The 26461-nt window shown below is 63.1% G+C and carries 25 protein-coding genes; 20 read left to right on the plus strand and 5 right to left on the minus strand.

Annotated features, from left to right (window positions below):
- The 7 genes from HPO_RS06220 to maiA form a co-directional block, all read left to right on the plus strand.
- Positions 1–393, plus strand: a 393-nt coding sequence (locus HPO_RS06220; protein ID WP_035595887.1) for an OmpA family protein, incomplete at its 5' end; no start/stop codon positions are given.
- Between the two features lie 113 nt (positions 394–506).
- Positions 507–1766, plus strand: a complete 1260-nt coding sequence (locus HPO_RS06225; RefSeq protein ID WP_035595889.1) for a hydrolase — start codon at positions 507–509, stop codon at positions 1764–1766.
- A 20-nt stretch (positions 1767–1786) separates the two neighbouring features.
- Complete coding sequence (locus HPO_RS06230; RefSeq protein ID WP_241767871.1) at positions 1787–2809, plus strand: arginine N-succinyltransferase; 1023 nt, start codon at positions 1787–1789, stop codon at positions 2807–2809.
- Positions 2809–4263: a succinylglutamate-semialdehyde dehydrogenase gene (astD, locus tag HPO_RS06235; RefSeq protein ID WP_035595893.1), complete on the plus strand. Its 1455-nt coding sequence runs from the start codon at positions 2809–2811 to the stop codon at positions 4261–4263. The genes HPO_RS06230 and astD overlap by 1 nt, the downstream gene beginning before the upstream one ends.
- Before the next feature lie 14 nt (positions 4264–4277).
- Positions 4278–5111: a class I SAM-dependent methyltransferase gene (locus tag HPO_RS06240; RefSeq protein ID WP_035595894.1), complete on the plus strand. Its 834-nt coding sequence runs from the start codon at positions 4278–4280 to the stop codon at positions 5109–5111.
- Positions 5108–6430: an N-succinylarginine dihydrolase gene (locus HPO_RS06245; RefSeq protein WP_035595895.1), complete on the plus strand. Its 1323-nt coding sequence runs from the start codon at positions 5108–5110 to the stop codon at positions 6428–6430. Before HPO_RS06240 ends, HPO_RS06245 begins: the two co-directional genes overlap by 4 nt.
- Positions 6427–7077 carry a maleylacetoacetate isomerase gene (gene maiA / locus HPO_RS06250; protein WP_035595896.1) on the plus strand — a complete coding sequence of 217 codons (651 nt, stop codon included), beginning with the start codon at positions 6427–6429 and terminating at the stop codon, positions 7075–7077. Before HPO_RS06245 ends, maiA begins: the two co-directional genes overlap by 4 nt.
- 10 nt (positions 7078–7087) lie before the next feature.
- On the opposite strand, the gene HPO_RS06255 is transcribed toward maiA, so the two are convergent.
- From HPO_RS06255 to HPO_RS06265, 3 genes are read right to left on the minus strand one after another with little or no spacing between them, the layout of a single operon-like run.
- Entirely contained in the window at positions 7088–7816 is a 729-nt protein-coding gene (locus HPO_RS06255; RefSeq protein ID WP_035595897.1) for a hypothetical protein, read from the minus strand.
- Between the two features lie 14 nt (positions 7817–7830).
- Complete coding sequence (locus HPO_RS06260; RefSeq protein WP_035595899.1) at positions 7831–8202, minus strand: DUF6285 domain-containing protein; 372 nt, start codon at positions 8200–8202, stop codon at positions 7831–7833.
- Positions 8195–9241 (minus strand): phosphotransferase family protein, encoded by a 1047-nt coding sequence (locus tag HPO_RS06265; protein WP_241767872.1) that lies wholly within the window; start codon positions 9239–9241, stop codon positions 8195–8197. The genes HPO_RS06260 and HPO_RS06265 overlap by 8 nt, the downstream gene beginning before the upstream one ends.
- 42 nt (positions 9242–9283) lie before the next feature.
- On the opposite strand from HPO_RS06265, the gene HPO_RS06270 reads away from it, so the two are divergent.
- Positions 9284–9973, plus strand: a complete 690-nt coding sequence (locus tag HPO_RS06270; protein WP_035595901.1) for a DUF502 domain-containing protein — start codon at positions 9284–9286, stop codon at positions 9971–9973.
- 5 nt (positions 9974–9978) lie between these two features.
- Here HPO_RS06270 and recG read toward each other — a convergent pair whose 3' ends face one another.
- A complete protein-coding gene (recG, locus tag HPO_RS06275) occupies positions 9979–12057 on the minus strand; it encodes an ATP-dependent DNA helicase RecG (RefSeq protein ID WP_035595903.1) in 2079 nt (692 codons plus the stop codon).
- Between the two features lie 216 nt (positions 12058–12273).
- Between recG and HPO_RS06280 the strand changes: the two genes are divergently transcribed.
- Positions 12274–12537: an FAD assembly factor SdhE gene (locus tag HPO_RS06280; protein ID WP_035595905.1), complete on the plus strand. Its 264-nt coding sequence runs from the start codon at positions 12274–12276 to the stop codon at positions 12535–12537.
- Positions 12538–12570: 33 nt separating this feature from the next.
- The gene (gene mfd, locus HPO_RS06285; protein WP_241767873.1) at positions 12571–16131 is read left to right on the plus strand and encodes a transcription-repair coupling factor; all 3561 of its coding nucleotides are present in this window, start codon (positions 12571–12573) and stop codon (positions 16129–16131) included.
- A gap of 12 nt (positions 16132–16143) precedes the next feature.
- On the opposite strand, the gene HPO_RS06290 is transcribed toward mfd, so the two are convergent.
- On the minus strand, positions 16144–17409 hold the full coding sequence (locus HPO_RS06290; RefSeq protein WP_035595907.1) for a nucleotidyl cyclase domain-containing protein: 1266 nt from the start codon (positions 17407–17409) through the stop codon (positions 16144–16146).
- Between the two features lie 141 nt (positions 17410–17550).
- Here HPO_RS06290 and HPO_RS06295 point away from each other — a divergent pair, with 141 nt between their 5' ends.
- The 10 genes from HPO_RS06295 (at position 17551) to HPO_RS06340 (ending at position 26397) form a co-directional block, all read left to right on the plus strand.
- Positions 17551–18648 carry a CaiB/BaiF CoA transferase family protein gene (locus HPO_RS06295; RefSeq protein WP_035595909.1) on the plus strand — a complete coding sequence of 366 codons (1098 nt, stop codon included), beginning with the start codon at positions 17551–17553 and terminating at the stop codon, positions 18646–18648.
- Positions 18648–19385, plus strand: a complete 738-nt coding sequence (locus HPO_RS06300) for a histidine phosphatase family protein (protein ID WP_035595911.1) — start codon at positions 18648–18650, stop codon at positions 19383–19385. Before HPO_RS06295 ends, HPO_RS06300 begins: the two co-directional genes overlap by 1 nt.
- 401 nt (positions 19386–19786) lie before the next feature.
- Positions 19787–19972 carry a 50S ribosomal protein L32 gene (gene rpmF, locus HPO_RS06305; RefSeq protein ID WP_035595912.1) on the plus strand — a complete coding sequence of 62 codons (186 nt, stop codon included), beginning with the start codon at positions 19787–19789 and terminating at the stop codon, positions 19970–19972.
- Positions 19973–20084: 112 nt separating this feature from the next.
- Positions 20085–21365 carry a phosphopyruvate hydratase gene (gene eno / locus HPO_RS06310; protein WP_035595914.1) on the plus strand — a complete coding sequence of 427 codons (1281 nt, stop codon included), beginning with the start codon at positions 20085–20087 and terminating at the stop codon, positions 21363–21365.
- Between the two features lie 115 nt (positions 21366–21480).
- A complete protein-coding gene (locus HPO_RS06315; protein ID WP_035595917.1) occupies positions 21481–21780 on the plus strand; it encodes an FtsB family cell division protein in 300 nt (99 codons plus the stop codon).
- A gap of 66 nt (positions 21781–21846) precedes the next feature.
- Entirely contained in the window at positions 21847–22857 is a 1011-nt protein-coding gene (gene pdhA, locus HPO_RS06320; RefSeq protein ID WP_035595919.1) for a pyruvate dehydrogenase (acetyl-transferring) E1 component subunit alpha, read from the plus strand.
- Positions 22857–23261 (plus strand): MAPEG family protein, encoded by a 405-nt coding sequence (locus HPO_RS06325; protein WP_035595921.1) that lies wholly within the window; start codon positions 22857–22859, stop codon positions 23259–23261. Before pdhA ends, HPO_RS06325 begins: the two co-directional genes overlap by 1 nt.
- A complete protein-coding gene (locus HPO_RS06330) occupies positions 23261–24670 on the plus strand; it encodes a pyruvate dehydrogenase complex E1 component subunit beta (protein ID WP_035595923.1) in 1410 nt (469 codons plus the stop codon). Before HPO_RS06325 ends, HPO_RS06330 begins: the two co-directional genes overlap by 1 nt.
- On the plus strand, positions 24660–25064 hold the full coding sequence (locus HPO_RS06335; RefSeq protein ID WP_035595926.1) for a hypothetical protein: 405 nt from the start codon (positions 24660–24662) through the stop codon (positions 25062–25064). The genes HPO_RS06330 and HPO_RS06335 overlap by 11 nt, the downstream gene beginning before the upstream one ends.
- A gap of 1 nt (position 25065) precedes the next feature.
- Positions 25066–26397, plus strand: a complete 1332-nt coding sequence (locus tag HPO_RS06340; protein ID WP_035595928.1) for a pyruvate dehydrogenase complex dihydrolipoamide acetyltransferase — start codon at positions 25066–25068, stop codon at positions 26395–26397.
- Positions 26398–26461: the final 64 nt, after the last annotated feature.

The raw sequence follows: 26461 nt of genomic DNA on the forward strand, positions 1-26461 counted from the left end.
CCGCCGGAAGAGACCGCCCCGCCGCTGGCCCAGCAGTGCTCTGCACTCAGCCAGGAGTTCGTGGTGTACTTCGAGTGGGATCGTTCGGATCTGACGAGCCAGGCTTCGGCAGTTATCGATCAGGCTGTGGCCAACATTCGTTCGGTTGAAGGCTGCTCGGCCGGTTCGGTGACCATCGTTGGTCACACCGACACCTCGGGTAACGCTGACTACAACCAGCGTCTGTCGGTTCGCCGCGCTGACGTGGTTGCTTCCGCTCTGACCCAGCGCGGCATTGCCAACACGCTGATCGCGAAAGACGGTAAAGGTGAAACCGCCCTCGCCAAAGCAACGCTTGACGGTGTTCGCGAGCCGCTGAACCGCCGCTCGGAAGTCACGATCATCGTTCAGTAACGGCGATTGATTTCTCTAAGGAAACGGCCCGGCGAAAGCTGGGCCGTTTTTTTGTTTTCCCGGGGGAAGGGCAGAGGCTTGCCGCGTGCCTTCACCTGTGAAACCAAGGGGCCATGACCCAACTCAGCTCCCTTTCCCGCGAAGACGAGGCCGCGCGCGAGCGCCTCGCTGCAGCCGCCCCCGACATGATTGCCCGGACCCGCGCCTGGTCCTCCGTCAATACCGGCAGTTACAATATCCCCGGCCTGAAAACGCTGGCGCCCATGCTTGCAGATGCCTTCTCGGCGCTCGAGGCCGATGTGCGTCTTGTGGAGGGGCCCGGCTTTGACAATGTCGGCGCGGATGGCCGGGTGGTGCAGATGCATACCGGGCCGATTATCAAGGTCAGCTCCCGGCCTGCCGCCTCGATACAGGTCGTTCTGTCCGGCCATTATGATACGGTTTTCCCGCCGGGCACGTTCGAAACCATTCGAGACCTGGGTAATGGCCAGATCAATGGCCCCGGCATGGCAGACATGAAGGGCGGCCTGAGCCTCATGCTCGAAGCGCTCAAGACCTTTGAAAGTGGTCCGTTCAAGGATCGTCTCGGCTATCAGATCGTGATCACGCCGGATGAGGAAATCGGAAACTTTGCCTCATCGGCGGCGCTGACGGAGGCTGCCCGTTCTGGCGCGCATATCGGCATGACGTATGAGCCTGCCATGGAAACGGGCGCCATGTCCGGCGGCCGCAAGGGCTCTGCCGTATTTGACATTGTCCTGCATGGGCGAGCGGCGCACGCTGGCCGGGCGAAGGAAGAGGGGCGCAGTGCCATTGAAGCGGCGGCGGAGCTTGTTCTCGGCCTGGAAGCGCTGAATGGCCAGCGCGACGGGGTAACCTTCAATGTCGGCGCCATCGAGGGCGGCAGCCCCGTCAATATCGTGCCGGATCTGGCCGTTGTTCGTTTCGGCGCACGCGCGCCCGATGCCGAGGCCTCAGCCTGGGCCACCCGGGAGGTCGAGCGCCTGTTTGCGCGCGCCTCTGCGCGCGATGGCATTCACGGTCATCTGCACGGCGGTTTCTATCGCCCTCCCAAGCCCCGCAACGCGGCGCAGCAGGCTCTGTTCGATGCCATCCATGCCACCGGCCAGGCGATCGGTCTTGAACTTGAATTCGTCGATACCGGCGGCGTTTGCGAAGGAAACAACATCTTTGCGGCAGGCGTTCCGAACGTCGATACGCTGGGTGTGCGCGGGGGCCGGATCCATTCCGATGAAGAGTTCGTGATCGTCGACAGCTTTGCCGAGCGCGCGACACTCTCGGCGCTTATCCTGAACCGGCTGGCCGATGGGCGGATGGATGGAAAGCGCATCAAGGAATTGATGGGGCGCTGAATATGAGCATTCAATATGTAATGCGACCCTCAAGGCTTGATGATCTCGACGCCTTGATGGAGCTGGCTGAATTGTCCGGACCCGGATTTACCAGCCTGCCGGTGGATGAACCGATCCTGATGGGGCGGCTCGAGAAATCCGACCGGGCATTTCACAGCCGCCAGAAAAATCTTCAGTATGGAAAGTATCTGATGATGATGGAGCATGTGCCGACCGGGAAGGTCGTCGGATGTTCTGCGGTCAAGGCTGGCACGGGTATCGACCAGCCCTTCTTCAACTACCGTATCATCACACTGGCGCAGGCGAGCCACGCTGCCGGCAACCTTCGCTTCGACATGGACGCACTGGTCCTGACGAACGAATATGTCGGCTACACGGAAGTTGGCACATTATTCCTCAAGCCGGATCATCGGGGCGGCGGCGCCGGGCGCCTGGCGGCTCAGTCGCGCTATCTTCTGATGGCCGCAGCCCCGGATCGTTTCAGCGACAAGGTGCTGGCAGAGCTGCGCGGCGTTGTTGATGATACCGGGGAGTCGCCCTTCTGGGAGTGTCTCGGGCGGCACTTTTTCCGGATGGATTTCGCCGAGGCAGACAGGCTTTCCGCGATCACGGATAATCAGTTCATTGTCGACCTGATGCCGCGCTATCCGGTGTATGTTGACCTGCTGCCACCGGAGGCCCGGGAGGTAATCGGGCGGTGTCATTCGGAAGGTGTCGGGGCTTACAAGCTGCTGCAGTGGGAAGGCTTCGAGTTTGACCGGACGGTGGACATCTTCGATGGCGGCCCCTTGGTCGCGGCGCAAAGGCGTCACATCCGCACAATTCAGGAAAGCCATGTCGTTACGGTGGAAGCTGGCGACGTTGACGGCGATCCGGATGCGCGTCAGGGGCTGCTTTCCAGCAACAGGCTTCCCGATTTCCGCGTTTCCATCGGAAAATTCCTGCGCCGGGGCGAAGGCAATCTGGTTGTGCCTGCAGACATTCTAGAAGCATTGCACCTGAAGCCCGGCATGCCCGCACGCTTCTGGGTACGGAGCAAGTAATGAAAAACGGCGTATATATTGATGGCAAGTGGCGCCCCGGAAATGGCGCTGCCTTCACCAAGCATTGCCCCGCGACTGGCGAAGTCAGTTGGGAAGGGCGCTCGGCGGACGCCGCCGAAGTGGTCGCCGCTGTCGCCTCTGCGCGGGCGGCTTTTCCCGGTTGGGCCAGGACGCCGGTGGACGAGCGCATCGCCGTCATGGAGCGATACGCCGAAGAGATCGGCAAACACGCCGCAAGCATCGCCGAAGCGATCAGCCGCGACATGGGCAAGGCGCTCTGGGATTCCCAGGCAGAAGCGGCCACGATGAAAGCCAAGATCGGGGTTTCCGTGGCGGCTCTGAAAGAGCGCGCCGGAGAGCGGGATGAGTCTGCAGCCTTTGGCCAATCCCGCCTGACGCATCGCCCGCATGGCGTGATGGCCGTGTTCGGACCCTTCAACTTCCCCGGCCACCTGCCGAATGGGCATATCGTGCCGGCATTGCTGGCGGGCAATACCTGCGTCTTCAAGCCGTCTGAACTGGCCCCTTCCGTAGCCGAGATCATGGCAGACGCCTTTGCCGCTGCCGGGCTTCCCGAAGGATGCATAAACATCGTCCACGGAGGACGTGACACCGGCGCAGCGCTGATTGATCAGCCGCTCAACGGGCTGCTGTTCACCGGGTCTGCAGCCACGGGCGTGTTCTTCCATCGGCATTTTGCGGGCCGGCCGGATGTCATTCTGGCGCTGGAAATGGGCGGCAATAATCCTTTGATTGTCTGGGATCCTGCGGATGTGGACGCAGCGGCTGATATCGCTGCTCAATCGGCCTACCTCACAACCGGCCAACGCTGCTCCTGCGCGCGCCGCCTGATCCTGCCGGAAGGCGCGTTCGGGGATGCCGTAATTGACGCTGTCGCCGCGCGGGCCAGGGGCATTCGCGCCGGCGCCTGGAATGAGCCCGGAATATTCATGGGTCCGCTGGTCTCTGACCGGGCTGCTGCGCAGGCGGCCGAGTTTTACCAGATGCTCCTGTCGAAGGGCGCCAGGGCTATCTTGCCGCTGGAAACGGGCGCGCAGGGAACGGGCTTTGTTTCGCCGGGAATAGTAGATGTAACTGAGACTCAGGATATTCCGGATGAGGAGCTTTTCGGGCCGTTGATCCAGGTAAGCCGCGCGGCGAATTTCGATGAGGCCATTCTGCGCGCGAATGCCACCAAATATGGTCTCTCCGGCGGCCTTGTCAGCGATGATGACGCGCTATGGGCGCGGGCCTATAGTGAGATGCGCGCGGGCGTGCTCAACAGAAACCGGCCGACTGCAGGGGCCAGCGGCGCCATGCCGTTTGGTGGGCCAGGGCTATCGGGGAATTTCCGTCCGGGGGCGTATTATGCTGCCGATTACAGCGCCTGGCCGCAGGCGAGCCAACTTGCCCCGAAGGCCGCGCGGATGACTGCGCCGGGCTTCCCGGACTGAGAGGAGACAAGAAAATGGATAACACCTCGCAGATTGAGTACTGGAATGGCCCGGCAGGCCGCAAATGGGTGCGCGACGCAGACAGAATGGATGTGATGCTGTCGCCCTTTGTCGATGTGATCATTTCGCCGGTTCTGCCGGGGCCGGGGCAGGCCGTCATCGATATCGGCTGCGGCGCGGGGGCGCTTTCGTTGAATGTGGCGGCCAGCGCCGTGAACGTATCGGTTACCGGCGTCGACGTGTCCGCCCCGCTGATCGAGCTGGCCAAGCAGAGGTCGGCCGCTGTGGGCGCGGGGATCGAGTTTGTGGTGGCAGATGCCGCAGTGTGGCGGCCGGCGCAGCCTGTCGATCTGGTCATCTCGCGGTTCGGGGTGATGTTCTTTGCCGATCCGGTGGCCGCGTTTGCCAATATCCGCGCCGGTGTAAAACCCAAAGGCCGCCTGCGGTTTGCATGTTGGCGGCCGCTTGCGGAAAACACCTGGGCCCTGGCGCCCCTGCAGGCCGCGATGCACCTTCTGAATACACCGCCCGCGCCGCCTCAGCCGGGCACCCCCGGCCCATTCGCGTTTGGGGCAGCGGATTATGTTACCCGTATACTGACGGAAAGCGGCTGGTCCAACATTTCGATTACCCCCTGGGACGGTGATCTGGTTCTGCCCGGCGCTTCAGCAGAGGATACCGCGGAATTCATGCTGGAGATGGGGCCGCTGTCGCGCGCCATTACCGAGCAGGGGATCGACCCGGACGTTGTGAAAGGCGCTGTTGTCGCCCGGCTCAAGGAGCTTGCCGGAGAGGATGGCCGTACACGGCTCAAGGCGGCAGCCTGGATTGTAGAGGCTGAGGCATGACGCTCGCGGTTGAAGTCAACTTTGATGGGCTGATCGGGCCGAGCCATAACTATGGCGGCCTGTCAGACGGAAACCTGGCAAGTTCGCGCAATGCGGGGGATGTTTCAAACCCGCGCGAGGCCGCGATCCAGGGTTTGGAAAAGATGCGCTTTCTTGTGCGGGCGGGGCTCGTGCAGGGGGTGTTGCCGCCTTTGCCCCGTCCGAATTTTGATCTGCTCGTATCGGCCGGTTTCTCCGGTTCTGATGCTGACATCATTGAGGCGGCCGGAAAGATCGCGCCGCGGCTTCTGAAAGCAGCCTATTCGGCGAGCAGTATGTGGACGGCGAATGCCGCCACAGTATCGCCTTCGGCAGACACCGCAGATGGCTTGCTGCATTTCACGCCCGCAAACCTTTCCACCATGCTCCATCGCAGCCTTGAGCATCCCGACACAACGACGACGCTGATCTCGATCTTTTCCGGGGATCACAGGTTTGCCGTTCATGGCGCCCTGCCGTCCCATTCGGATTTCTCCGACGAAGGCGCGGCAAATCACGTTCGTTTGAGTGCAGAGCATGGGGGCGCAGGCGTGGAACTGTTTGTGTATGGCCGGGAAGCGGGCGAGATGGTTTCCGGCTTTCCGGCCCGCCAGACACTGCTTGCGGCGCAGTCCATCGCGCGGTCGCATGGCCTGAACGAAGGGCGGACTGTGTTTGCCCGGCAGGCCAAACGCGCGATTGAGGCGGGGGCGTTTCACAATGATGTGGTCTGCGTCGGCGCGCTGGATACGCTGTTCTTCCATGAGGCGGCGTTCGAGGATACCCGTGGCACGCTGGAAGCGCTGCGCCGGGCAGGCGATGGCCTGTTCGAGTTGAAGCCCATCATGGTGCCCGAAGCCGAAGTGCCGCTGGAAGACGCGATCCGGTCTTACCTCTTCAATTCCCAGCTGCTCCAGTTCCCCGACGAAGACAGACTGGTGCTCGTGGCACCCATTGAAGCGCAGGAAACGCAATCTACCCGCCGTTTCTGTGAACAGATGGTGGCAGGCAACGGCCCGATCGGCAGAGTTGAGTTCGTGGATGTGCGCCAGTCGATGCGCAACGGGGGCGGCCCGGCCTGCCTGCGCCTGCGTGTGGTGATGACGCAGGACGAGCTCTCCGAATGCCATTCGGGCGTGCTGCTCGATGAGGAACTGATTGACGATCTGCAGGACGTCATTCGGAAAACCTATCGGGATCGTCTGTCCCCGGCTGATCTTGCTGATCCGGCATTCGCGGATGAATGCCGCATTGCCCGCGAGGAATTGCTGAGCGTACTTAAGCTGGAAGATATCGCATGATCCGTCTTTATGATTACTGGCGCTCCTCGGCCGCCTACCGGGTGCGCATTGCGCTCAATTTGAAGGGCGCGCCCTACGACCTTGTGCCGATCAACATTCTGGGCGGCGTGGATGAACAGCTTACGGATGAATATCGCAGCCTGAATCCGCAGATGCGCGTGCCTTCCATCGAGGTAGATGGCCGGGTCGCAGGGCAGTCCATGGCGATCATCGAGTGGATTGACGAGGCGCTGGAAGGCCCGGCCCTGCTGCCGGAAGATCCGTGGACGCGGCTGCAGGCGCGGGCATTTGCTGATGTCATCGCCTGCGATATCCACCCGCTCAACAATCTCAGCCCGCTTGCCTATCTGCGCAAGGAATTCGGGGCCGATGAGGCCGCCATTTCGCGCTGGTATGCCGAATGGATCGTCCGAGGGTTCAGGGCGCTGGAGGAGATGGCGCAGGCCTCAGCGGGCAGGGACTTCCTGTTTGGCGAGGCGCCCGGCATTGCCGAAATCGCCCTCATCCCGCAGATGGCCAATGCCCGCCGGTTCAAGGTGGACCTGGCCGCATTCCCGCGGCTTCTGGCAGTTGATGCAGCGTGCCGGGGACTGGAGCCTTTCGTGCTGGCCGCGCCGGAAAACCAGCCTGCAGCCAAGGCGAGCTAGCCGGGCCAGCCTAGTCTGTCTGACCGGGGCGGCGGATGTCGATGATTTCCACCTCCTCCAGATCGCCCAGCGGCTCGGCCAGTTTTGGCGCGCTTCCGTCCAGCCAGTCGGCAAAGCCGTCGATCACGGCGCCGCCGGCCGGGCCCTCGCCAGCGATGACCCATTCGCCATCCGTCCGCTTGATTTCGACCGGAGCGGCGCAGACTTCGCCTGCGCCAAACCGGTCCGAGCAGACGCTGGCGGGGTTCACGCCGGGTGCAAAGGCGGTTTCCTGGCCATCCAGCAGCAGCAAGCCGCCAAAGCGCGCGCGAACCATGGGATCGGCATTGATGACCGGTACCGTACTGGCAGGCAGGGGCTGGTTGCTGGCAATGACAAAGGCGCGGCCGTTATTGTTCACTTCCAGATATTCCTGCAGCGCCGCGGCTGCGTCCTCGGCGAAGTTCGGTGCGCGCAGTTTGGGCGCATAGACCGGGCCGATGGCGTCCAGCGCAGCGGCGATGTCTTCGGCGTCGCGGCGGGTATCTGTTGCCAGCTGTATCACATCAATGGCCCAGCCACTGTCCCAGACGGCGGGCGGCTGCTCGGCGGGTTTCACGTCCCAGCTCTCGGCCTGTGAATAATCGTAGGGATCGAGATGAACCGGTTCCGGCTCCGGGGCAGACATCAGCATCCACGCGGCCACGCCGCCTGCGGCCAGCAAGAGCGCGCCACCACCGAACAGAACAAACTTATTCATCTCAACCTCGCATGTTAGCGGGCTGCGGTACGAAGTCCCGAATAGCCCGGCTGATCGACAGACAATTGATCAATTGTGGTCGATTTTAGGTGGGTCAACAGGCCCGGGGTGCTTAGGTCAACCCGCTTGGTCCGGATTTCCTCACAGAGCTTGCGGTTCAGCGCGCCGACATCTGTCTCATCCGACTTCAAAAGCGCCTGCAGGCGATCCCGCTCGCGGGCCTCTGCGCCCGGCCGCTGCTCCATTTCGCGCAGCACTGTGGCGAGCGCGTTGGAGGCGACGCGGGCATGGAAGGCAGCGTGTCCCTGCAGTTGGACCATGGCGGTCTTGTCCAGGAAGGACTTGACCGCCTCGATCAGTTCCTTGGCGGAGGGGGCGTCATGCATGGCGTCCAAGTCCCTCAAACAGGTTGATGAGATCGATTTCGTTTTCAGACACGCGGCGGCCAATGGCGGCGCGCTCGACGCTGGGGTCCGCGCCAGTCTTGAAGGCGCCGTACATGGTCATGCACATGACGCCCCATTTGAGGCTGCCCATGATTTCCCACCAGTCGATATCGGCCGGGCGATAGCGGGCGCCGCCGGCGGCAGCATAGGCATCCAGCAACTCATCGAGCTGGCCAAAGCCGCCGACGCGGTTTTCCGTCTGGCCAAAGCGCCAGGAATTGACGCAGAGCCAGGCGATGTCTTCGCGCGGATCGCCGATATGGGCGAGTTCCCAGTCGAGCACGGCGGCGAGGCCGTTTTCATCCACGATGAGATTCCCCAGGCGGAAATCCCCGTGCACCAGAACCGGATCAGCCGGTTCGGGCTCATTATCCTTCAGCCAGGCGAAGGCGAGTTCGAAGACCGGACGGGGCAGGTTGAATTCGCGGTAGACGGCTTCGTACTTGTCGATCTGGTTTCGCCCGAGGCTGGTGGGCAATTTGGGAACGCCGCTCAGCGGCACCGAATGGATGCGTGCCAGCGCTTCACCGCATTGCTGGGTCAGCCGCGCGCGGGCTGTTTCAAACTCTGCGTCCCGCAGGATCTTCCGGCCCAGTGTTTCGCCGGCCACCCGCTTCATCACGAAGGCTTCGCCGAGCGCAGAGCCGGGCGGCGATACATGCCGCACGCCAGGCACCCGCACGCCTGCCTTATCCGTTGCTTCCAGCAGCGCCGCTTCGATCGCCAGCGTGATGGCCTCGGAGCTGCGGGCTGCAGCCGTGCCACCGGGCGCGCGGCGCAGAATCAGCGGCTCGCTTTTCTCGCCGGCCTCCACTTCAAAGGCCCAGGTTTCCTGGCTGGCGCCTCCCGATAGCCGGCGCAGGCCGGCAATCGCAGCGGCTGCGCCATAATGCTCGCTGGCCCAATCACTCAGGCCCTTTTCTATGTCGTTCGCGGTTCCCATCTTCGCCACAATTACGCGGAAGAAGGGGCGCGCCAAGCGGTAACCCAGAGGAAGGCCGCAGCGTCACAGGGTCAGAAGATGTCAGAGAACGAAAAGCCCGACTACGGTATCGTTGTGGTGAACGTGCCGCCCAAGCCAGGCCCGCTCGCCTGGCTGCGGGCGCGTTTCGTGGCGGGGATGCTGATTGCCCTGCCGATGGTGGCGACCTTTGCCATCCTCGATTTCTTCATCAAGCTGATCGACAGCTGGGTGGTCCCGATCCTGCCGGCGGGTCTGCGGCCTGAAACCTACCTTGATTATGCCGTGCCAGGGTTCGGCCTGATCATCCTGCTGGTCTTCCTGACGCTTCTGGGCGCAATCGCCACAAACTTCCTCGGCAAATATGTGGTCGATACGACCGACAGGGTGATGGCGCGCGTGCCCTTCGTGCGGTCCATCTATTCGGTGTTCAAGCAGATCCGGGATGTCTTCCAGACGAATGCCAGCGGCCAGTTCCGCGAAGTCGTGATGATCGAATACCCCAAGGAAGGCGCCTGGTGCATTGGCTTTGTGGCCGGCAAGGTCCGGGGTGAACTGGAGGCGAAGCTGGGGTCCGATTATATCGGCGTGTTCGTACCCACCACGCCCAACCCGACGGGCGGGTTCCTGATCTATCTTCCGGAATCCAAGGTCATCCGGCTGGATATGACCCTCGAAGAAGGGGCCAAGGCTATCATCTCGAATGGTCTGGTCTTGCCCGACTGGCCGTCGCCCGCGCCAGCGAAATAGACAGGTCAGGAGCTGCTTTCCGGCCCTTGTGCCAGTTTCGGGGTCAGCAGTTCCCGCGCGATCCGCAACGCCTGCCAGCGTTGGCCTTTCCGGTCCGGATCGCCCGCCAGAACCGCTTCGGCATCCTTGCGGGCAATCTCCAGCAAGGCCCCGTGTTTGGCGAGGTCGATCACACGATAGTCGGTAGCGCCGGCCTGACGCACGCCGAGAACGTCACCGGCGCCGCGCAGGCGGAAATCGGCCTCGGCAATTTCAAAGCCGTCTTCGGTGCGCCGCAGGGTGTCCAGCCGCTCGCGCGCGGTCTCGCCCAGCGGCGGGCGGTAGAGCAGGATGCAGAAGGCGGGCTTGTCGCCGCGGCCGACACGTCCGCGCAGCTGGTGCAGCTGAGCAAGGCCGAAGCCTTCGGCACGCTCGATCACCATGATCGTCGCCTCGGGAACATCCACGCCCACCTCGATCACGGTCGTGGCCACAAGGATGCGGGTTTTGCCGGTGCGGAAATCTTCCAGCGCGGCATCCTTTTCGGCGGGTTTCATGCGGCCATGGACGAGGCCCGCCTTGACGTTCAGCTCATCTGCCAGCGCCGCATGGCGCGCCACGGCAGAGGAATCATCGTCGTCCACATCCACACGCGGGCAGACCCAGAAGGCACGCTCGCCGCGCTTCAGGGCGCGGCCAATGGCTTCTATCACGTCTTCCAGGCGCGTATCCGGCACCGCGCGGGTTTCCACAGGTTTGCGCCCCGGTGGCTTCTCGTCGAGGATCGACACATCCAGGTCCCCATGGACAGCCTGCGCCAGCGTGCGCGGAATGGGGGTGGCGCTCATCACCAGCATATGCGGGCTGTCGGCCTTGCCGGCGAGTTTCATCCGGTCCGACACGCCGAAGCGGTGCTGCTCATCGACGATGATCAGGCCGAGATTGCGGAAGCTGACCGCTTCCTGAAAGAGGGCGTGGGTACCTGCCGCGATCTGGATGGAGCCGTCAGCCAGGCCCATCAGAGTCGCTTCCCGCGCGGCGCCGCGGTCCCGGCCCGAGAGGGCGGCGACCGTGTAGCCGAGGGGCGAAAGCAGGGTATCGAGCGTGTCGAACTGCTGGCGGGCGAGCACTTCGGTCGGCGCCATGAAGACTGATTGGAAGCCTGCGGCGGCGGCCTCCACAGCGGCAAAAGCGGCCACCAGCGTCTTGCCGGAGCCCACATCGCCCTGCAGCAGGCGGCGCATCGGATAGCCGCGCGTCATGTCTGAGCTGATGTCAGCGGCTGCGCGCATCTGGGCGCCCGTGGGCCGATAGGGCAGCGCGTCGATCAGGCGGTTCACCGCGCTGGGCGGCGCCTTGATGATCGGGGCAGGCCGCAGGCGGCGGGCGGCCTGGGCCAGGGCGAAAGCAGACTCGCGCGCCAGGGCTTCGTCATAGGCCAGCCGCTCCCGCGCCAGCGCGAAGCGGTCTTCGTCATAGGCGGGCGGGTCATGCAGCCAGACGAGGGCATCGTGGAAGGCAGGCCAGCCTTTCTGTGCCACCAGATGCTTGTCTGCCCATTCCGGCAGGTCTGCCGGAACGTGTTGCAGCGCCTGCAGGATCAGCGTGTGGACGCGGCGATTGGTGAGCCCGGCGGTGAGCGGATAGATCGGCTCGACGATAGGCGGGGCCTCGCCCTTGGCGGGGTCGATTACGAAGTCCGGATGGGTGATCTGGCGCTCGCCGCGATACTCCTCGACCTTGCCGGAAACGATCCGCATGGCGCCCACCGGGAATTGCGATTTCATCCAGCGCGGGTCTGCGCGGAAGAAGGCGAGGGTCAGAAAGCCACTGGAATCAACGAGTTGGACGCGGTGCGGGGAACGGTCGTTGAAGGGCTGATGGTAAGCGTGGACCTCGCCCTGGACGGTGGCAATTTCGCCGGCCACCGTGTCAGCAAAGCTCTCCCGCACGCGCCGGTCCAGCCAGCGGTCGGGCAGGTGGAGGAGCAGATCCCATACGGTCGTGCCGCCCACCAGCTTCTGCAGCAGGGGCGTCAGTTTGGGCCCGACGCCCGTAAGCGTCTCAAGACCGGCAAACAGCGGAAAGAGTCGCTCGTCTCGCATCGCCGGAGAGTTTACGCGGCGCCGGGCCAGCGAACAATCTGCCGCGCTTCAATTGCCTTTCGGGGGCAGCGAAACTAGGTGGATAGCCGCGCGCCTGTCCCGTGGATAAGGGCGCGAAAAAAACTCCAACCGTCCTCCAACGGGCGGGCCAAAAACTCCAGCAAAACTCCAACGGCGTTGGAGTTTTGCCCGGCTTGCAGAAGGACCAGAGGCTTCATGGACGATACCCGCCGCAGCAAGCTGAAATTCCGCGCCTGGAGACGGGGCTTCCGGGAGCTGGACCTTCTGATGGGCAGCTTTGCCGACGAAGCGCTCGGCGCGATGAACGAGGAGGGGCTCGATGAGTTCGAGCGCCTGCTGGACGTGCCCGATTGGGAGATCTTTGCCTGGCTGGTGGGGCAGGAGCCGGTGCCTGAGAAACACAAGGGTCCGGTGCTGGACCAGCTGATCGGCTTCCGCTACGCCCCCAGAGGTGGTTGACCCTTTCAGGCGGCCACCCAGAACGAGATGCCCATGACCCCCGCTGATGTCCTTTCATCCTCGAGCGGCCCTTCCGCTTTTGCTGGCGCGCCATTTGGCGCGGACCTGATCACATTCTGCGAGGCGCTGCAGAAGCGTGGCGGGGTCGGCGTCTATGTGGCGCGGGATGACCGCCTCGCCCAGGCGGCGCGGCGGATGGCGCTGTTTGCGGCGCCGCGGCTGGAGCAGGTGGACCTGCCGGGCTGGGACGTGCTGCCATATGACCGGATCAGCCCCACGCCGGCGGTGGCTGCGCGGCGCTGCGCGGGGCTTGCCCGTATTTCGCGCTATGAGAAGGCGCAGGGGCCCCTGCTGGTGATCACCACGGCAGGCTCGCTGGTGCAGCGGGCAGCTCCGGTGGAGACGTTGAGAAAGGCCTCCCTCTCGATCCGCGCAGGCGAAACGGTGAAGGCGAATGACCTGACCGAATACCTGGCCTTCAATGGCTATATCCGCGCCGGCACGGTGCGCGAACAAGGTGAATATGCCGTGCGCGGAGGGATTATCGATATCTTTCCGCCGACTGCCGGAGAGCCCTTCCGGCTCGACTTTTTCGGCGATGTGCTGGAAACGATCCGCACCTTCGACACTGAGACCCAGCGCTCCACCGGCAAGGCAGAGGCGGTGACCTTTGCGCCGGTCAGCGAGATCCTGTTCAATGACAATGTGCTGGCCGCCTTCCGCGACCGGTTTCTGGAAACATTCGGGCCGCCTTCGGGCGATCAGATGTATGAAGCCGCGCGCGCCTCGATCCGCCGGCAGGGCGTGGAATCCTGGCTGGCGCTGTTCCATCCGCGGCTTGATACGCTGTTTGACTATGTCGGTGAGGGCGCCCTTTTCGCGCTGGGCCATCTTTCCAGCGAGGCGGCGCATGAGCGCCTGGCGCAGGCCGCCGACTATTACGCCGCGCGCCTGGAAGCGGGCGGCGGCGACATCCGCAAGGCGCGCGTTCTGCCGCCGGGGCGGCTTTATCTCGACGTTGAAGAACTCGACAACTTGCTGGCAACGCATGCCGTTGTGCGTTTCTCGCCGGCAGAGCCTTCGCCCAACACGTTTGACATGGGTGGGCGCCGGGGGCGCGACTTTGCACCTGAACGTCTGAGGACGGACGAAAACATCTTCGAGACCGTGATCGCCCATGCGCGCGCGCTTTATGCCAGCGGCAAACCCGTTGTGTTTGCGGCCTGGTCCACCGGCTCTGCCGACCGCCTGATCAATGTGCTGACCGATCACGGGCTGACGGGGCTGGCGCAGGTGCATACGCTGGAAGCGGCGAAGAAGACCGACTTCACGGTGGCTGAGGTGCCCATCGAGGAGGGGTTCAACCTTCCGGATCTGGCGATGATTTCGGAGGCCGACGTGCTGGGGGATCGCCTGGCTGCTCCGCGCCGCAAGCGGAAGTCGGCGAGCTTCATTACGGACGCCACCTCTCTGACGCCGGGCGATCTGGTGGTTCATGTCGATCATGGCGTGGGCAAATATGTGGGCCTGAAGACGCTGGAAGTGACCGGCGCGCCGCATGACTGTCTGCAGCTGGAATATTCCGGCGGCGACATGATTTTCATCCCGGTAGAGAATATCGACCTTATCAGCCGGTATGGCTCTGAAGATGCCGAGGGCCACCTCGACAAGCTGGGCGGGGCTGGCTGGCAGACGCGCAAGGCCAAGGCCAAGAAGCGCATTCTGGAAATGGCCGCCGAGCTCATGCAGATCGCAGCGGCCCGGGAACTGAAGCGCGCCGATGCCGTGCAGGGCGGGCAGGGGCTCTATGAGGAGTTTGCCGCGCGCTTCCCCTATGAGGAAACCGACGACCAGCTTTCGGCCATCGAGGATGTGCTGGCAGACCTCTCCTCCGGCAAGCCGATGGACCGGCTGGGCTGCGGCGATGTAGGTTTCGGCAAGACGGAAGTTGCGCTGCGCGCCGCGTTCGTGGCGGCGATGAATGGCAAACAGGTGGCCGTGATTGCGCCGACCACGCTGCTCGCGCGGCAGCATTTCAAGACCTTCCAGGAACGCTTTGCCGGCTGGCCGCTGAATGTGCGCCCGCTGTCGCGCTTTGTCAGCGCGCGGGAAGCGGCGGAGACGCGCGATGGCCTTGCCGAAGGGACCGTGGATGTGGTGGTCGGCACCCATGCCGTGCTTGCCAAGGAGATGAAGTTCAAGCGTCTCGGCCTGATGATCGTGGACGAGGAACAGCGGTTCGGCGTGAAGCACAAGGAACGCCTGAAGGAGCTGAAATCGGACGTACACGTTCTGACGCTTTCGGCGACGCCTATTCCGCGTACGCTGCAAATGGCGCTGACCGGCATTCGCGATCTCTCGATCATCGCGACGCCCCCCGTGGACCGGCTGTCGGTGCGTACCTACATCACCGAGGAAGATACCGTCACGCTGCGCGAGGCACTGCTGCGCGAGAAGTATCGCGGCGGGCAGGCATTCTATGTGGCGCCGCGCATCACCGATCTCGACAAGCTGGAAAATTTCCTGCGCACGCATGTGCCGGAGGTGTCCTTCATCGTGGCGCATGGCCAGATGGCGGCGGGCGAACTGGAAGACATCATGACTGCCTTCTATGAGGGCAAATATGATGTGCTGCTGTCGACCACGATTGTGGAAAGCGGGCTGGACATTCCGCGCGCGAACACGCTGCTCATCCACCGCGCCGACATGTTTGGCCTTGCCCAGCTGTATCAGCTGCGCGGGCGGGTCGGCCGGTCCAAACTCCGTGCGTATGCGTATTTTACGACGCCCAAGGACAAGGTGATCACCGAGAGCGCGGAGAAGCGCCTCAAAGTGCTGCAGTCGCTCGATTCTCTTGGTGCGGGCTTCCAGCTGGCGAGCCATGATCTTGACATGCGCGGGGCAGGTAACCTGCTCGGCGATCAGCAGTCGGGCCAGGTGAAAGAGGTGGGCGTCGAGCTTTACCAGTCGATGCTGGAAGATGCGGTCAAGGCGCTGCGCGCCGGGGCGACGGATGAGGCGGATGTGGCCGACGACTGGTCACCGCAGATCAATCTGGGCGTCGCGGTGCTGATCCCGGAAGATTATGTGGATGATCTCAATGTGCGTCTGTCGCTCTACCGGCGCCTGTCGGACATCGTGACGGCGCAGGACCGCGAAGCCTTTGCGGCGGAGCTGATTGACCGGTTTGGCCCGCTGCCGAATGAGACGCGGCAGTTGCTGGACGTCACCGCGATCAAGGTTTCCTGCAAGGCGCTCGGCATTTCCAAGCTGGATGCCGGGGAGAAGGGGGCGGTGTTCGCCTTCCGGCCGGACACCGTGATGGACCCGCAAAAGCTGATGCAGATTGTCCGCACACGGCCCGCGCAGATGAAATTGCGCCCGGATTCCAAGCTGGTACATTCCGGCCTCGGCGGCACGCCGGAGCGGCGGCTTTCCGGCGCCAAGGCCTTCCTGCGCGAACTGGAAGCGGCCTGCGGCATTGTCTCGCCCGCTTCGACCGATGCCGTGGCCGCCATGCCCTCACGCCAGGCAGCCGCGCCGGAAGACAAATGGAAGAAGCCGATGAAAAGCGGCCTGCTCAGCGAAGACTGAGCGGCGAGCTGCTTACGCAGCGATCCGTGTGCGCACGAAAGGGCCGATCAGGGCCGTTGAGATCAGCGTTTGCGGCGTGTGGTAGCTGCGCCGTTCGGTGACGCGCCAGCTGAGATTTGCCGGGTTTCCGGAACGGTCCATGGCTTCGCCGATGCGTTCGGCAAGGCGCACGCCGCCGCGATAGGGGGTCGCGGGCAGCGAAATGACGAATACGCCAGGCTCTGCCAAGGCGGCGCAGTCCGTGTCCCGGATCTGACTGGCGATCACTTCGCCGGCAGCTTTCTGCGCGGGAATGGATTTTGCCGCCTCGGCGTCCAGGCGGATGGTGAGAACCGAAAGCGCCTCGGCCTGCTCGTGTGCAATCTGCATCTGGCGGGGCAGGTGGGCATCGAAGAAACCGCGCGTGAAGAGGCCGGTGGCAAGATCGGTGACCGTCAGGGCAGAAAGGCCCGGCAGGGGCATCATCGGCGCGCTCGCGTGCAGGCGGTGGCATTGGGCCTCGACTGCGGTGACGATAGCGTCATCATCCGTGGCCGGATCGATGATGTCGGTCGCGTGGCTCAGCAGGGCAAGCTCACGCTCGGTAAACTCCGCCTGCGGACGGCTGATGACGATCAGTGGCAGGCCCGCAAGGCCGTCTTCCTCGGAAATCCATCGGCCCATGCCACTGGCTTCTTCATGCGCCATGCTGAGATCGATCAGCGCGGCGGCGAAGCGCTTGCTGGTCATGTGCTGGCGCGCGGTGGGGCGGGAAAGGGCGGCGGTGATCTCCACGCCGCGATGACGCAGGGCGCCCTGCAGCGACAGGAAGAAAGGCGATCCATCGCCGAGATAGAGCAGCGCGGGCACTGCATTGACATCTGCCGGTGGCAGCTTTGCCCCCAGCCCTTCGGCGGTGGCCCGGCGGATGGCGGCTTCCCGCAGGCGACTGGCGCGGCGAGCCAGCGCGGCGAGGCGGCTGCGCAAGGTGGAGAGATCCTTGTCGAGCCGCAGGTGCAGGGCGCCCTCAATCCGGGGGGTACTCTGGCCGGACGTGTTCAGCAGCACGATCTGGCGCGGGACGCCGCCGATCATTCCGGCGCGGCGCAGCCGTTCCAGCGTTTCCGGCGCAGCGCTTTCCATGTCCACCAGCAGCGGGTCGGCCGCAGAGAAATCTACATCGGCAGGGGCCGTATAGGGACGCAGGCCAGCGGACTTCAGGCGCGACACGATCATCTCCAGACGGGGGCTGGTGGCAGCGACCTCGATCGGCGGGTCGTAGAAGGAAAAATCCAGCATGCGGATACGCGCCTGAATACTTGCTGAAAACTCGTACACAATAGCCGCGAGCGACGCTGCGGCACCCCTTCCTTTTGCGCCGAGCCCCCTTAAAGTTCCGCTAACTCGACCATTACAAACAGGACATCAGGGAGACCTCTCATGGCTCAGGGACCGCTCGCGGGCGTCAGAATTGTGGAATTTGCCGGCATCGGGCCTGGGCCGTTTTGCGGTATGCTGCTGTCGGATATGGGCGCGGATGTGATCCGCATCGACCGTCCGGGCAATGGCAAGCCGGGCCGCGCCGAAGATGTGGTGGGCCGTGGCCGCCGCTCGATCGGGCTGAATCTGAAAGACCCGGCAGACGTGGAAGTTGCCCTGAAGCTGATCGCGCAGGCTGACGCCCTGATCGAGGGATTCCGTCCCGGCGTGATGGAGCGCAACGGGCTGGGCCCGGATGTGGCGCTCGCGCGCAATCCGAAGCTCGTTTACGGCCGCATGACCGGCTGGGGCCAGACCGGCGCGCTCTCCCATTCGGCCGGCCATGACCTCAACTATATCGCCATCACCGGCGCTCTGCATGCGATGGGCGATGGCGATGGCCGTCCGCGCCCGCCGCTCAACCTTGTCGGCGATTATGGTGGCGGCGCGCTGTATCTCGCGATGGGCGTGCTGGCGGCGATCATCAACGTCAAGAATGGCGGCAAGGGCCAGGTGATCGATGTGGCGATGTCTGACGGCGCCGCGTCGCTGACGGCGATGTTCTGGGGCATGCGCGCCATGGGCGTGTGGACCGACGACCGCGAAGCCAACATGCTCGATGGCGGGGCGCACTTCTACGACACCTACGAAACCAAGGACGGCAAATGGGTGTCCATCGGCTCCATCGAGCCGCAATTCTACGCGATCCTGCGCGAGAAGGCGGGCCTGACAGACCCGGCATTCGATGCCCAGATGGACAAGTCCAAATGGCCCGAGCTGAAGCAGAAGGTCATGGCCGTCATCAAGACCAAGACCCAGGCCGAGTGGAACGCCATCATGGAAGGCACCGACATCTGCTACGCGCCCGTGCTCTCGATGGCGGATGCGCCGAGCTACAAGCACAATGTCGATCGCGGTACCTTCGTCGAGATCGAAGGCGTGGTTCAGCCCGCGCCGGCGCCGCGCTTCTCCGAAACGCCGGGGGCCATCCAGGGCCGCCCGCCGGGCCTGGGTGAGCATACGGAAGCGATCCTGAAAGACTGGGGCGTTTCGCGTTGATGAGCGCGCTGCCCGGCACCACCGGGCGGCGGCGCATCTATCTGATGCGGCACGGCTTTGTGGACTACACGTCTGCTGCCGTGCGCGCCGCGCGCGACCCCAAGGTGGCCACGCTGACCGAGCGCGGCATTGAGGAAGCGCGCGCCGCCGGGATTGCCCTCTCGGAAGTGCATTTCGACCTCGCCCTCTGCTCCGGCCTGGCGCGGACGCGGCAGACGGCGGAGTTCGTGCTGGCCGAGCATCCCAATGCGCCGCCGCTGGAGGAAGACCCCCGTTTCGGCGAGCTGCGCTCGGGCAGCTACATGGATTTTCATTCAGCCGAGCATCTGGCCGCGGTGATGACCTTTACCTTTGAGCAGGCGGGCGAGCCGGAGGCGGCCTTCCTGCCGGGCGGGGAGCGATTCGCCGACGCACTGATTCGCATCCGAGAGGGGCTGGCGGCGCTTCTGCTGCGGCCGGGCTGGGCGACGGCGCTGGTGGTGGCACACGAAGTCGTGAACCGGATGCTGCTGGCGGATGTGATCGGCGCGCCGCTGGGCGCCAGTGCCGGTTTTGAGCAGGATACCGGCTGTATCAACATTCTCGATTTCGACCTGGTGCCGGCCGAGAGCGGGCAGGGGATCGAAGTGGAGCGCGGCGTCATCAAGGCTGTAAACCTGACGCCGGCCAACTACCTGAAAAACGGAATGAATTTGCGCAGTCTCGAGGCGATCTTCACGCGCCCCGAGGAAGACTGATGCCGGGGGGCGCGCCGGAGGGATATGGCTGCGCGGGCCGTTCCGGTGGTTGCAGGCCATTCTCCGGCAACCGGCTGCATTTGCCCCTCACAGGCGAGTGATCGCCAATGTGAACCCCAAATAACAACACCGCTGCGCCAATATTCAGACTCAATCCCTTATTAACTGAAGCTGTCAGCGCAGAGCCAATCCGGCAGATTGCCAGGGCAAAGGGCTGACGTCCTTCTTGCATACCTTGGCCGGCCTTATTGGCCGGCCATTTTGTATTTGCGGGGGATAAGCCAGCGGGCGCTGAAATTGATGCCGTTTCGTGCTTGCCATCCTCATTTGCCTGCGTTAACAGGCGCGCTTTCCCGCCGTCCCAATTGGGCGCGGACCCACCAGATTCCGGAAGCAGTGCCATGGCAGTCCCCAAGAGTAAGAAATCGAAATCGCGCACCCGCATGCGCCGCTCGCATGACCGTCTGGCGATGAACACCTACATCGAAGACGCGAACTCGGGTGAACTTCGCCGTCCGCACCACATCGACCTGAAAACCGGCATGTATCGCGGCAAACAGATCCTCGAGCCGAGCGACGAAATCTAGTTCGCCCCGGTTGCGCTGATAAGCGCACCAGCCTAAGGGTTCCGGCGCCTCCTGCACCTCGCAGGGGGCGCTTTTCATTTGCACGTAAAACGCCGGTAAGGGGACCTCCTCCATGAGCGAAATCATCGACATTCACGCCCGCGAAATTCTCGACAGCCGCGGCAATCCGACGGTCGAAGTCGATGTCACGCTGGACGACGGCTCGACGGGTCGCGCCGCTGTGCCTTCGGGCGCTTCAACGGGCGCCTACGAGGCCCATGAGCAGCGCGACGGCGATAAGAGCCGCTATAACGGCAAGGGCGTCCTGAAGGCGGTTGAAGCCGTCAATGGCGAGATCTGCAACGAACTGGCTGGCATGGACGCGACCGACCAGCGCCTGATCGACACGCTGATGATCGATCTGGACGGCACGGACAACAAATCCCGCCTCGGCGCCAATGCGATTCTCGGCGTGTCGCTGGCCGTGGCCAAGGCAGCGGCCGAATCGTCCGCCCTGCCGCTCTATCGCTATCTCGGCGGCGCCAATGCCCGCATCCTGCCGACCCCGATGATGAACATCATCAATGGCGGCGCCCATGCCGACAACCCGATCGACATCCAGGAATTCATGATCATGCCGGTCAGCGCCGAGAGCATCTCGGACGCCGTGCGCATGGGCGCGGAAGTGTTCCACGCGCTGAAGAAAACCCTGCATGACGCCGGCCACAACACGAATGTTGGCGATGAAGGCGGCTTTGCGCCCAACCTTGCCTCCACAGACGAGGCCATCGGCTTCATCATGAAGTCCATCGAAAAAGCAGGCTATCGCCCCGGCGAAGACATTGCGCTCGCCCTCGATGCGGCCTCCACCGAATTCTTCAAGAACGGCAAGTATGAGCTGGCCGGCGAGGGCAAGTCGCTCTCTTCCGACGAGTTCGCCAAGTATCTCGCCGATCTCTGCGGCCGCTATCCGATTCTCTCCATCGAGGACGGCATGGCCGAAGACGACTGGGATGGCTGGATCGCGCTGACCGAAATGCTGGGCGACCGCGTGCAGCTCGTTGGCGATGACCTGTTCGTGACCAATCCGGACCGCCTGGCCATCGGCCTGCAGCGCGGCGCGGCCAACTCGATCCTCGTGAAGGTCAATCAGATCGGCACGCTTTCCGAGACGCTGGACGCGGTCGAACTGGCCCACCTGCATGGCTACACCGCCGTCATGTCCCACCGTTCGGGCGAAACCGAGGATTCGACGATTGCCGACCTCGCCGTGGCCACCAATTGCGGCCAGATCAAAACCGGCTCGCTCAGCCGGTCTGACCGGATCGCAAAGTACAACCAGCTGATTCGGATCGAGGAAGAACTCGGCCCCATCGCCATGTATGCGGGCCTTGCGCGCATCAATGCCGGCTGATCCGGGCCTGAAAACACCTGATATTCGGGGCCCTGCGAGGCCCCGAACTGTTTATGGAACCGGCTCCGGCATTAATGGTCATCAAGCCTTAACCAACGCGCGGCATGGATGAGGCATGGTTTCACGGCTTCAGGCCCTCGGGCTCAGTCTGCTTGTGCTCTACTTTGCCTTCCACGCCTTCGCGGGGGAGAAGGGGCTGGGCCGTTGGACCGATGCCCAGATCGAACTGGAAACCCGGAAGACGGAACTGGCTGATATTCAACAGGATATTGATCGCCTGCGCGTCGATATCCGGCGGCTGACGCCAGGGTCGGTAGACCCTGATTATGTAGAAGCGCTGGCCCGTGATAAGCTTGCATTTGTATATCCTGGAGAGATCGTTCTCCTCACACCCGAGCGCAGCTCTGCAAATTGACAACGATGCTCTGACTTGTCGTTGCAATATTGCGGCGACATAAAGGCCTCTGGGAGGCACATCGTTATGGCAACAAAACCAAAGAGTGCAAAAAAGGCACCCATAAAGGCGACCAAGGCAGAAATGCTTGCCTTCTACCGGGAGATGCTGCTGATCCGGCGTTTCGAGGAAAAGGCCGGTCAGCTTTACGGCATGGGTAAGATCGCAGGCTTCTGCCACCTCTATATCGGGCAGGAAGCAGTCGTTACCGGCATGCAGGCCTGCCTGAAGGAAGGTGACCAGGTCATCACCGGTTACCGCGACCACGGCCATATGCTGGCCTGCGGCATGGACCCTAATGGGGTGATGGCAGAGCTGACCGGACGGGTCGGCGGCTATTCCCGCGGCAAGGGCGGCTCCATGCACATGTTCTCGAAAGAGAAGAACTTCTATGGCGGCCATGGCATCGTCGGCGCGCAGGTGCCGCTCGGCACGGGCCTCGCCTTCGCCAACAAGTATCGCGGCAATGATAATGTCAGCCTCGCCTATTTCGGCGATGGCGCGGCAAACCAGGGCCAGGTCTACGAAGCGTTCAACATGGCCTCGCTGTGGAAGCTCCCGGTGGTCTACGTCATCGAGAACAACATGTACGCGATGGGCACGAGCGTTGAGCGCCATGCCTCCGAGACCGAACTGTTCAAGCGCGGCATCTCCTTCGAGATCGAAGGCGAAGAGGTCGACGGCATGGACGTGCTCGCGGTGCGTGAGGCGGGCGAGAAGGCCGTCAAGCATGCGCGCAGCGGCAAGGGCCCCTACATCCTCGAGATGAAGACCTACCGCTATCGTGGCCACTCGATGTCGGACCCGGCAAAGTATCGCAAGCGGGAAGAGGTGGACGACATCCGCTCGCACCACGATCCGATCGAGGGCCTGAAAGGCCAGATCCTCGAGTTGGGCCACGCCACAGAGGACGATCTCAAGAAGATCGACAACGAGATCAAGGCCATCGTGAAAGAGGCTGCCGACTTCTCCCTGGAGAGCCCGGAGCCCGATCCCAGCGAGCTGTGGACGGATGTTCTGATCGAAGAGGCGGTGTGATGAGCGTTGAGCTTTCCTGGCTTTCGGCCACGGTCGCGCTCTTCCTCGTCTACATTCTCGGCGAAGTCGTAACCGGAAACCGTCAGTACGCGCTCAAGGACCTGCTGGGTCCGCGAGACGCGCTGGCGCCGGCGGGCCCTGCTTATGGCAGGGCAAAGCGCGCCACCGCCAATATGATCGAAGCGATGTGCCTGTTCGTGCCGCTTGTCCTGATCGTGGAGACGGCTGGCCGCGCCAATGAATGGACTGCGCTGGGCTGCGCCATCTTCTTTTTCGCTCGTCTCGTGTTCGCGCCGCTCTACTGGTTTGGCGTACCTGTCCTGCGCTCGCTGGCCTATGGCGTTGGCGCGGCGGGCCTCGTGATGATTTTCCTTCAAGTTCTTCCGTTTTCCGGAGTTAATTAATGTCCGTAGACATCCTAATGCCTGCGCTGTCGCCCACCATGGAAGAGGGCACGCTCTCCAAATGGCTGAAGAAAGAGGGCGATGCGATCAAGTCTGGTGACGTGATCGCCGAAATCGAAACCGACAAGGCGACGATGGAAGTCGAAGCCGTGGACGAAGGCGTTCTGGCAAAGATCGTCGTGCCCGAAGGCACCGAAGGGGTGAAGGTCAACGCCGTCATCGCGGTGCTCGCCGCCGACGGTGAAGACGTGTCGAAGGCTGCGCCCTCCAAGCCGAAGGAAGACAAGGCCGAGGCCAAATCCGAAGAAGGTGAAGTGAAAGAGGCGAAAAAGGCCGTTCCCGAAGAGGAAGACCCCAGGCCCAAGGCGCCGGAACAGCCGCGCGCGGCAATCGTTAAAGACAGCTCGCTGCCCGAAGGCACTACCTTCACTGACACCACGGTGCGCGACGCGCTGCGCGATGCGATGGCCGAGGAGATGCGCAAGGATGAGCGCGTCTTCGTGATGGGCGAGGAAGTGGCGCAGTATCAGGGCGCCTACAAGGTCACCCGCGAATTGCTGCAGGAATTCGGGGATCGCCGCGTGGTCGATACGCCGATCACGGAGCATGGCTTTGCCGGCCTTGGCGTGGGCGCCGCCTTTGCGGGCCTGCGGCCGATCGTCGAATTCATGACCTTCAACTTCGCCATGCAGGCGATTGACCAGATCATCAACTCCGCCGCCAAGACGCTTTACATGTCCGGCGGCCAGATGGGCTGCCCCATCGTGTTCCGGGGCCCCAATGGCGCGGCCAGCCGCGTCGGCGCCCAGCACAGCCAGGATTATTCGGCCTGGTACGCACAAATCCCCGGCCTGAAAGTCATCGCGCCCTATGACGCGGCCGATGCCAAGGGCCTGCTGAAGGCCGCGATCCGCGATCCCAACCCGGTTGTCTTCCTCGAGCATGAACTGCTCTATGGCCAAACCTTCCCGGTGCCGGATGTGGAGGATTACATCGTCCCCATCGGCAAGGCGGCGGTGAAGCGGGAAGGCACGGATGTGACCCTCGTGGCCCATTCCCGCATGGTCGGCTTTGCCCTGCAGGCGGCCGAGCGCCTCGCCGAAGAGGGCATCAGCGCCGAAGTGATCGACCTGCGCACCCTGCGCCCGCTCGACACCGACACGGTCGTCGAGAGCGTGAAGAAAACCAACCGCCTCGTCTGCTGCGAAGAAGGCTGGCGCTTCATGGGCGTCGGCGCAGAGATCGCCGCCACCGTGGTCGCCGAAGCGTTCGACTATCTCGACGCGCCCCCGGTCCGCGTCCACCAGAAAGACGTCCCGTTGCCCTACGCCGCAAATCTTGAGGCCTTAAGCCTTCCGAATGCGGATGATATCGTCGAGGCGGCGAAGAAGGTGTGTTATGTGGGATAGCCTCTTTGCCAAGGTAGATAACCTGCAAGACGCTCGTTCGGTGCTGCCAGCGGACAAGCTATGGCTGGCAAAGCGTTGGCTGTTTGACGGCGACGAGTTGACAATGGACTTTCAGGAGAGCGGTGGGGAGGCGATCAGAAGTGTTAGCTGTAACCCGATATATTTCAGCTTTGCTGACGAGTTGATTGAGGCACTTGGTGCCGATGTTGAAGAGTTTGTGCGGCAGTCTTCAGATTCCTCCTTTTGCAAGGAGCAGCTTGTAGAGAACATTGCGCAGAATGCTCCAGATATTACAGAATCTATCCGTTCACTAGAGATGTATGTTCTTAACGCTCGGGAATGGAATTTGCGCTTCGCGTGCTATGGAGCACCAAAGATTGTGGAGGACAACTAGCATGGCCATCAACATCACCATGCCCGCGCTGAGCCCCACGATGGAAGAGGGGACGCTGGCCAAATGGCTCGTCAAGGAAGGCGACAGCGTCAAGTCCGGCGACATCATTGCCGAGATCGAGACCGACAAGGCGACGATGGAAGTCGAAGCCGTCGATGAAGGCACGGTTGCCAAGATCGTCGTGCCGGAGGGCTCTGAAGGCGTGAAGGTCAACGCCGTCATTGCCATTCTGGCCGAAGACGGTGAAGACACCGCCTCCGTGAAGGCGCCGTCGGCGGACGCCGCGCCGAAGAAGGAAGAGAAAAAGGAAGACGCTCCGAAGGCAGACGAAAAGAAAGCCGAAGAGAAGAAGCCCGAGCCCAAAAAAGAAGAGGCAAAGCCAGAGCCCGCCAAAGCGGCCGCCCCGGCAAAATCTGATGACGGCGCGCGCCTCAAGGCCTCGCCGCTGGCCAAGCGGATCGCGGCCAACAAAGGCATTGATCTCAAGGCTCTCAAGGGCTCCGGCCCGCATGGCCGCATAATCAAGCGCGATGTGGAAGCCGCCAAGCCCGGCGCCCAGGCCGCTTCGGCAGGTTCCGCTGCACCTGCCTCGCCCGATGGCCTCATCCTGCCGCAGATCCTCGACGACCGCGTTTACGCGCCCGATACCTATGAGCTGAAACCGCTCGACGGGATGCGCAAGACGGTCGCGAGGCGCCTGACGCAGAGCTTCATGCAGGTGCCGCATTTCCCGCTGAATGTGGACATCACGCTCGACAATCTGCTGACCTCCCGCACGGCGATCAACAACGCCGCGCGCGAAGGCGTGAAAGTCTCGGTCAACGACCTGTTGATCAAGGCCGCCGCGCTCGCCCTGATCGATGAGCCCGACTGCAATGCGTCGTTCACGGACAAAGGCATCGCCTATCACAAGCACGCCAATATCTCGGTTGCCGTCGCGGTCGAGGGCGGCCTGATCACACCGGTGATCTTCAAGGCGGAGCAGAAGGGCCTGGCTGAAATCTCCGAAGAGATGAAAGACCTCGCCACCCGCGCGCGCGAACGCAAGCTGAAGCCTCAGGAATATATGGGCGGCACCTTCTCCATCTCGAACCTCGGCATGTTCGGCATCAAATCCTTCGCCTCGATCATCAACCCGCCCGAAGGCATGATCCTCTCGGTGGGCACCGGCGAGAAACGCGCCGTGGTGGACGAGAAGGGCAATGTCGTTGTGCGGACGGTCATGAGCGTCACGCTGACCTGTGACCACCGCGTCATCGGCGGGGCAGAGGGCGCCAAATGGCTCGCGGCGTTCAAGCGCTATGTGGAGACGCCCGAGGCGATGCTGCTTTAGCTGGTGAAGTAATCGGGTAGCTCATCCTGAGCGAAGTCGAAGGATGCGCGGACGCCCCATGGTT

The sequence above is a fragment of the Hyphomonas polymorpha PS728 genome (assembly GCF_000685315.1).
In the GTDB taxonomy this organism is placed as follows: domain Bacteria; phylum Pseudomonadota; class Alphaproteobacteria; order Caulobacterales; family Hyphomonadaceae; genus Hyphomonas; species Hyphomonas polymorpha.

What these genes read in the sequence shown, in the direction of transcription:
- HPO_RS06335 (WP_035595926.1), top strand. Translation starts at nt 24,660, where the DNA reads ATGTGGGATAGCCTCTTTGCCAAGGTAGATAACCTGCAAGACGCTCGT.
- HPO_RS06280 (WP_035595905.1), top strand. Translation starts at nt 12,274, where the DNA reads ATGGACGATACCCGCCGCAGCAAGCTGAAATTCCGCGCCTGGAGACGG.
- HPO_RS06330 (WP_035595923.1), top strand. Translation starts at nt 23,261, where the DNA reads ATGTCCGTAGACATCCTAATGCCTGCGCTGTCGCCCACCATGGAAGAG.
- HPO_RS06245 (WP_035595895.1), top strand. Translation starts at nt 5,108, where the DNA reads ATGACGCTCGCGGTTGAAGTCAACTTTGATGGGCTGATCGGGCCGAGC.
- HPO_RS06230 (WP_241767871.1), top strand. Translation starts at nt 1,787, where the DNA reads ATGCGACCCTCAAGGCTTGATGATCTCGACGCCTTGATGGAGCTGGCT.
- HPO_RS06325 (WP_035595921.1), top strand. Translation starts at nt 22,857, where the DNA reads ATGAGCGTTGAGCTTTCCTGGCTTTCGGCCACGGTCGCGCTCTTCCTC.
- astD (WP_035595893.1), top strand. Translation starts at nt 2,809, where the DNA reads ATGAAAAACGGCGTATATATTGATGGCAAGTGGCGCCCCGGAAATGGC.
- recG (WP_035595903.1), bottom strand. Translation starts at nt 12,057, where the DNA reads ATGCGAGACGAGCGACTCTTTCCGCTGTTTGCCGGTCTTGAGACGCTT.
- HPO_RS06255 (WP_035595897.1), bottom strand. Translation starts at nt 7,816, where the DNA reads ATGAATAAGTTTGTTCTGTTCGGTGGTGGCGCGCTCTTGCTGGCCGCA.
- HPO_RS06290 (WP_035595907.1), bottom strand. Translation starts at nt 17,409, where the DNA reads ATGCTGGATTTTTCCTTCTACGACCCGCCGATCGAGGTCGCTGCCACC.
- HPO_RS06295 (WP_035595909.1), top strand. Translation starts at nt 17,551, where the DNA reads ATGGCTCAGGGACCGCTCGCGGGCGTCAGAATTGTGGAATTTGCCGGC.
- HPO_RS06260 (WP_035595899.1), bottom strand. Translation starts at nt 8,202, where the DNA reads ATGCATGACGCCCCCTCCGCCAAGGAACTGATCGAGGCGGTCAAGTCC.
- HPO_RS06315 (WP_035595917.1), top strand. Translation starts at nt 21,481, where the DNA reads ATGGTTTCACGGCTTCAGGCCCTCGGGCTCAGTCTGCTTGTGCTCTAC.
- HPO_RS06225 (WP_035595889.1), top strand. Translation starts at nt 507, where the DNA reads ATGACCCAACTCAGCTCCCTTTCCCGCGAAGACGAGGCCGCGCGCGAG.
- HPO_RS06340 (WP_035595928.1), top strand. Translation starts at nt 25,066, where the DNA reads ATGGCCATCAACATCACCATGCCCGCGCTGAGCCCCACGATGGAAGAG.
- mfd (WP_241767873.1), top strand. Translation starts at nt 12,571, where the DNA reads ATGACCCCCGCTGATGTCCTTTCATCCTCGAGCGGCCCTTCCGCTTTT.
- eno (WP_035595914.1), top strand. Translation starts at nt 20,085, where the DNA reads ATGAGCGAAATCATCGACATTCACGCCCGCGAAATTCTCGACAGCCGC.
- maiA (WP_035595896.1), top strand. Translation starts at nt 6,427, where the DNA reads ATGATCCGTCTTTATGATTACTGGCGCTCCTCGGCCGCCTACCGGGTG.
- pdhA (WP_035595919.1), top strand. Translation starts at nt 21,847, where the DNA reads ATGGCAACAAAACCAAAGAGTGCAAAAAAGGCACCCATAAAGGCGACC.
- HPO_RS06300 (WP_035595911.1), top strand. Translation starts at nt 18,648, where the DNA reads ATGAGCGCGCTGCCCGGCACCACCGGGCGGCGGCGCATCTATCTGATG.
- HPO_RS06240 (WP_035595894.1), top strand. Translation starts at nt 4,278, where the DNA reads ATGGATAACACCTCGCAGATTGAGTACTGGAATGGCCCGGCAGGCCGC.
- HPO_RS06270 (WP_035595901.1), top strand. Translation starts at nt 9,284, where the DNA reads ATGTCAGAGAACGAAAAGCCCGACTACGGTATCGTTGTGGTGAACGTG.
- rpmF (WP_035595912.1), top strand. Translation starts at nt 19,787, where the DNA reads ATGGCAGTCCCCAAGAGTAAGAAATCGAAATCGCGCACCCGCATGCGC.